A 5,161-nucleotide genomic window follows, 5' to 3' on the forward strand; every position below is an offset into this window, starting at 1 on the left:
GAATTGGCGCGACCGAAATAAGCAAGTCAATCAAGCAGCCTGAGTGACCCCTGCGCGGCTCTCACCGGATGCTTACGAATCTGTGGAGGATCACCCTGTTGGATTTTGTTTGGAATGACGAGCTTCGCGCCGCGATTGACGATTTCGGCGCGAAAGCCGTCGCCATCGTAGCCTTTGTCCCCAATGAGGGTAGACATGGGAGGTGCGAGTGTCAAAACGGCCGGCCCTGCGGAGACCGTTGGTGCGTACGGGATGAATGTTTGTGACCCTGTGAGTTTCCTCCCCGTCTGAGATGGCCGGTTGCGGAAAACCCTCACGCCAGCCTCGCTGTAATTTCGGGCCGGGAATCTGCCGTCATAGACAGTTCCGACCAACCCGTAAGTGCCCTATCTTTTCGGCATATTTTCGGCGACTGCTGTACGGTTGCACAAATTTTCAGGATTTGTCGTTCAGCGAGAAGCCAATCGCAGATTAAGCGGAACTGTGTTCGATCTTCTGCGACAGCGCCCATCCACCGTCAGCGAAATGTTCAGGGCAGCACCGGTAGGGAAGGAGAAAAGAATCGAAAGCAACATTTGCGGCACCTTGCCGGGTCAGGAACAACCGCCGACTGCCGAAATCGCGACGGTCATCGAAGTCTGCAGCACACCAGTTTTTCGGGTGCTGTTACTATGTCATCCGTTGTCCTCAGAGAAGCGCGAGATGAGGTAAGGTGAGTTCACCTTTGCCTTCGGCAACAGAGGTGTGTAATTTTTGCGCGGCGGCAGTCAGAACCGGCACTGCTATTGCGGTTTCGCCTGCTAACCGCACGGCGCAATCAATATCCTTTGCGGCATTGGTAATGGATATCGCCAAAACATCCGGTCTTTCGCCCAACATAAAGGCTGCGAAATTCTGGAATATTCCGCTGTTGGTCGCGCCGCGACTGACTAACGAGCGTAAGGTTGCAAGATCAACGCCAAGGCCATCGGCAAACCGGCAAGTTTCAGCAGTTACCGCCGCTATGCCCATCGTCATGCCGTTATAGACCAGCTGGAGCTTATGGCCTTGCCCGACATCGCCGACAGGGACGATGTTCTCGCAAAACGCAGCAAGAATATCGGCAGCGATACGGAAACTTTTCCCATCCGATCCAACAACGGCGTTGAGACGTCCTTGCTCTGCATGTTCAGGGCTTCGCGTTACGGGGGCATCTATAAAGGCTAAGCGATGCTTTTGGGCCTGTTCGGCCAAAACGAGCGTTGAAGCAGGATGAGACGTTGTGCAGTCAAGTATCAGACTCTGTCGGGGTAAATTCGCGAACAATCCGTGTTGCCCAAGACAGACTGCCTCAACCTCGCGGCTTGAAGGCAAGGACAAAACGACGACATTTACATGCCTGGCCAATTCAGCAATGGAAGCACGTTCACAAGCGCCCATGCCGATTAAACGTTCCGCACCCCTACGGTTCTTGTTGGCTTTGATATGCAATTCGGCGCCATGACGCAAAAGACTGATCCCTATGCCGGTTCCCATGTTTCCTGCGCCGATCAGGCCGATCTTTTGTCGCGCTGGCATAGGCGTTGCGGTCGATAATGGATTTCCAGTCATGCTCTCGCTCACTATGCATTTCGAAAAAAGCCGGTTTCTTGCAGAACGCGCAGCCGCTTATGATGGTTATCAATGAGGTAGTCCGGCTGCGCCGCGTGCAAACGCGACTCGGACACAAACCCGCCGGTAATGGCTACGCTGATCAAGCCAAGATTGCGTGCAATATCCGTTTCGACCGGCATGTCCCCGATGAAGACGGTTGACCCAGGGTTCAGATTGTGTGTTTGCATGTACAGCTGAAGCCGTTCGCCTTTGCTCATGCTTTTGTATTGAGTAGCGCGGCTTTCAAAGGCCAGAACCTCATCGACGCAATCGTCGATTCCAAGCCTTCGCAATTGGGTACGGAGGGGTTCGACTATATGGTTGCTCAGAATGATGGTGGAAACGGCCTGTTGACGCGCCGTTTCCAAAATGCGGCGGGCGCCGTCGCGCAGATCGGCTTTGCTCGCCAGCGGCTCGTAGGTGTCGTGAAAAATAGCGCTGCCATCGCTATCCACTGTTTCGACTTCGCGTTCCGACATTCCGAGATTGCGGTAAAGGACGGAAAGTGGAACGTCGCACTGGTCCAAAAAAGTTTGCATGTCGATGGCAGCGCGGCCGAACCGGCTCAGAATGGCGTTCGTCGTTTGCAGCAAGGCATCGGCATCGTCGAGCAGAGTGCCGTTCCAATCGAATACAAGAGCCGGCTTCATCGTGACCTCAGGCAGCGGATACTTTTGTGAAGGCGAGATCGGCGACCAATCTATTCAAGTTTTCGTTCGCGCGTTTTTGCCCCGCAGGAGTTGGCATCTCGACCGTAAACGGAGATAGATCGATTCCATCATGCCCCTGCGGCAGCAAGGATACGAGAGAATGAAAGGGCAGACAAGTGACGCTGGCAGCATTGATGGACAAAGCAATGTGCCTTTCGATCACCGTGAGCGTTTGCGACTCGATTTTATGGAAACGCAGACTGTTCTGTCGCGCTTCGGGTGGCAATGTTTTCCAGACTTTCCAGAACGCCAACTCATCAATCGTGTCGATACCCATGCCGTAGTAATTTGGCGCTACGATGGGCGGAGAACCGATTGCCCAATGCACAGCCTTGGCCCCGGCGGCAAGGAGCATTTCCGTCACTGCCCGGCTTGTATCGCCGCGAATGAGCGCCTCATCGGCTATAATTATGGTTCGGCCTGTAACGTCTTTGCTTGCGACCCGGTACTTTTGCGCGATAAGCGATTTGCGTTCGCCAGCGATGCCTATGAGCGTGCGCTCCGAACAGCATGTTGCGATCACTTCGTGCCTTCGAACGAGGGCACCCTGTTGTTCGGCCAGAGATGCGAATAGAACATCGGCATACGGCTTTCCTGTACGCGGCATGGAAGAAACGATGATGGGGGCGGAGCCCGTTTCGACCACTAAAGTCGGCGAGATAATTCGACCCAGGGTAACGCCTATATTGTGACGGGTGCTCAGATGAGAGTGGCCTCGTATCGACGTTTTCGTATTTCCTAGATAGAGCGTCTCATAGGCGCAAAGCTTTGGGCTGTGTCCAGCACGGCCAACAAAGCGAGTGATGCAATCTCCCGTTTGTCCGTCCACATACTTGATGTGACTTTGCAATATCTCGTCCGCTTGGCCTTGTAGTCCGGAGAAAGCGCAATTTTCGGAGGCAAAGAGTACAAAACCGTCTTCGGTTTTCATGAATTCCAAAGGCCGCAAATCACTACGATTGCGGAAAGCAGTTAGATTACCTTGACCATCCAATAAAAGTGCGATGACGGCCCCATCAATACGGACATCAATGTCACGAAAGACTTTCTCGTAATCAACCGGCAAAGCGTGCTGCCAATAGTCTTTTTGACAAATGCGCTCAATAAGCTTGAGCGGAAGCTCTGCTTCCGTTCTGCTGCCAAACCGATAGCCTTGGGCAAGCAGTTCTTCCTTAAGTTCATCAGCGTTGGCCAAAGCGCCGTTCAAACAAACGGTCAAGTGGCGATGGCCGGCTTTATGGTTGTCAAGGGGCTGGACGTCGCCGTCACTGTTCTCCCGGGAAGATGGAGTACGAATATGTGCTATCGCTACATGTGGCCTGAAATTCGCACCCTGTTCATCATAATCAATCGTTGCGAAGTCGCGTGGTGGCCGACATGACTTTGTATATTGATAACCTTTTGCATGCATGAACGCGGCAACGCCGAACCCCGCCTGTCCACGGTTTTCAAGCTTCGGAACCATGTGCTTGAGCCGATCGTAAACCGTCTTTTGTGAACGGCTTGGCAACAGAAAAGCGCCTGCAATACCGGACAAGCTTCTCTCCTTTGGACAACGACTGTTACCGTGTCATCGTTTGACGCTGCGTGTTGTTGTGTTCAACCGTGTCCGGTTGAAGACATCCATGTCCGGAGCCAGACACCAAGGCGGAAGGAATCCGGCGGCTCGGCGCGAAGCACATGGTCTTGCCCTTCATCAAGCAAGGCTCGTACCAGGGCTTTGTCGGCGCGCCTGAAGCTGCCTCTCACGACGCTGTCTCAGTCGCGGCAGGTTCGTCATGCAAATAGTCGCGACAATCTAGCTTTCGTAGGCAGGGGAAAGGCGAGAGTTATCCAGCATTCGCCGGCTTAGGGGCCGCAGTCTTGGCTTACGTCATGGTTGGTGCACTGCGCGCGGTGCATGCGAGTCGAATGCGGCGAACAGTATCAGGAACGATATGTGTGGGATCGAAAAGAACTGCACCGAATATGAAGGTAAATTCGAATGGACCCGAAGCGGCGGGCCCGGTACTGGTTGAATAGCGTGTGTAGAGGAGTTTCAGCTTATGCAGCAGAGGTGTGCGCAGCTGGGCTGCAGATGTGCTCAGCGGTGCACCTTCGCTGCAGGAATCCTATTATCGTTCAGAAGGCTCGGGTGATACGATCGCACACTGGGAAGCTTGACCAACCCGATGCTCAACATACGAACAACTCCGGAGCTGGCGCCGCCGAGACGGGGCCGGCGTGGGAAAAGGGCGAGGGCTGACGCTCCCGAGTGATCCGGCGAACGCGAACATTCAACCATAGCAGCATCCAAGCCTTCGCCATGCGCGGGCGCTCCAATCGTGATGCCATAGCCGACCGAACGGCGAACCGCGGCGCGGCATTTCATCTTCGAGATGAGCGTCGGCACGAATCGTATCTGGTCCTCAACAACCTCCGCCTCCCGGTGCCCACCCTCGTCGAGCGGCAGCCCGACGATGAACGTCTTTGTGAGATTCCAGCCGCCATTCTTGATATCGTACAACCGAGGAGCACGTTTGTTCTCAGCGGCAAGTTCTTATCGATCCGGTACATAAGCCGACTATCGAAAAATGAGATCTAGACTCGACGCCTTGGTACGACGGCTTACTGGCGCCAGATAAAGTGGGGAAGGAGCCGTATAACTGCACGAGATCAAAATTAAGACCGGAATTGTGCAACATGAACCGACAGGTTGCGACGTAGCCTGCAACTTCAGCCCCGGTGTGGCTCGCTCTGCTTAGTTCTGTGCGTCAAGTTCAGCAAAATTGATCATGGGGTCCGGCCAAGCCATCCCCTCGGAGCCGCCGTCGCTCGCT

The 5,161-nt window shown here is 54.3% G+C and carries 5 protein-coding genes; all 5 read right to left on the reverse strand.

Translation table 11 applies throughout. The annotated features are described in order from the left end of the window. Positions 1-26: 26 nt before the first annotated feature. Entirely contained in the window at positions 27-197 is a 171-nt protein-coding gene (locus AC5ZG1_RS43405) for a hypothetical protein (RefSeq protein WP_496136478.1), read from the reverse strand. Positions 198-687: 490 nt separating this feature from the next. Next, positions 688-1,590 (reverse strand): NAD(P)-dependent oxidoreductase, encoded by a 903-nt coding sequence (locus AC5ZG1_RS43410; protein ID WP_051397382.1) that lies wholly within the window; start codon positions 1,588-1,590, stop codon positions 688-690. An 11-nt stretch (positions 1,591-1,601) separates the two neighbouring features. Further along, positions 1,602-2,282 (reverse strand): HAD family hydrolase, encoded by a 681-nt coding sequence (locus AC5ZG1_RS43415; RefSeq protein ID WP_028169371.1) that lies wholly within the window; start codon positions 2,280-2,282, stop codon positions 1,602-1,604. Between the two features lie 7 nt (positions 2,283-2,289). Beyond that, positions 2,290-3,879 (reverse strand): amidophosphoribosyltransferase, encoded by a 1,590-nt coding sequence (locus tag AC5ZG1_RS43420; protein WP_496136479.1) that lies wholly within the window; start codon positions 3,877-3,879, stop codon positions 2,290-2,292. Between the two features lie 546 nt (positions 3,880-4,425). Beyond that, a complete protein-coding gene (locus tag AC5ZG1_RS43425) occupies positions 4,426-4,848 on the reverse strand; it encodes a hypothetical protein (protein WP_028169370.1) in 423 nt (140 codons plus the stop codon). Between the last annotated feature and the right edge of the window lie 313 nt (positions 4,849-5,161).

Source organism: Bradyrhizobium sp. Leo78 (assembly GCF_059512425.1).

Coding starts and splice junctions, on each gene's coding strand:
- AC5ZG1_RS43405 (WP_496136478.1), bottom strand. CDS start 197: ATGTCTACCCTCATTGGGGACAAAGGCTACGATGGCGACGGCTTTCGC.
- AC5ZG1_RS43410 (WP_051397382.1), bottom strand. CDS start 1,590: ATGACTGGAAATCCATTATCGACCGCAACGCCTATGCCAGCGCGACAA.
- AC5ZG1_RS43415 (WP_028169371.1), bottom strand. CDS start 2,282: ATGAAGCCGGCTCTTGTATTCGATTGGAACGGCACTCTGCTCGACGAT.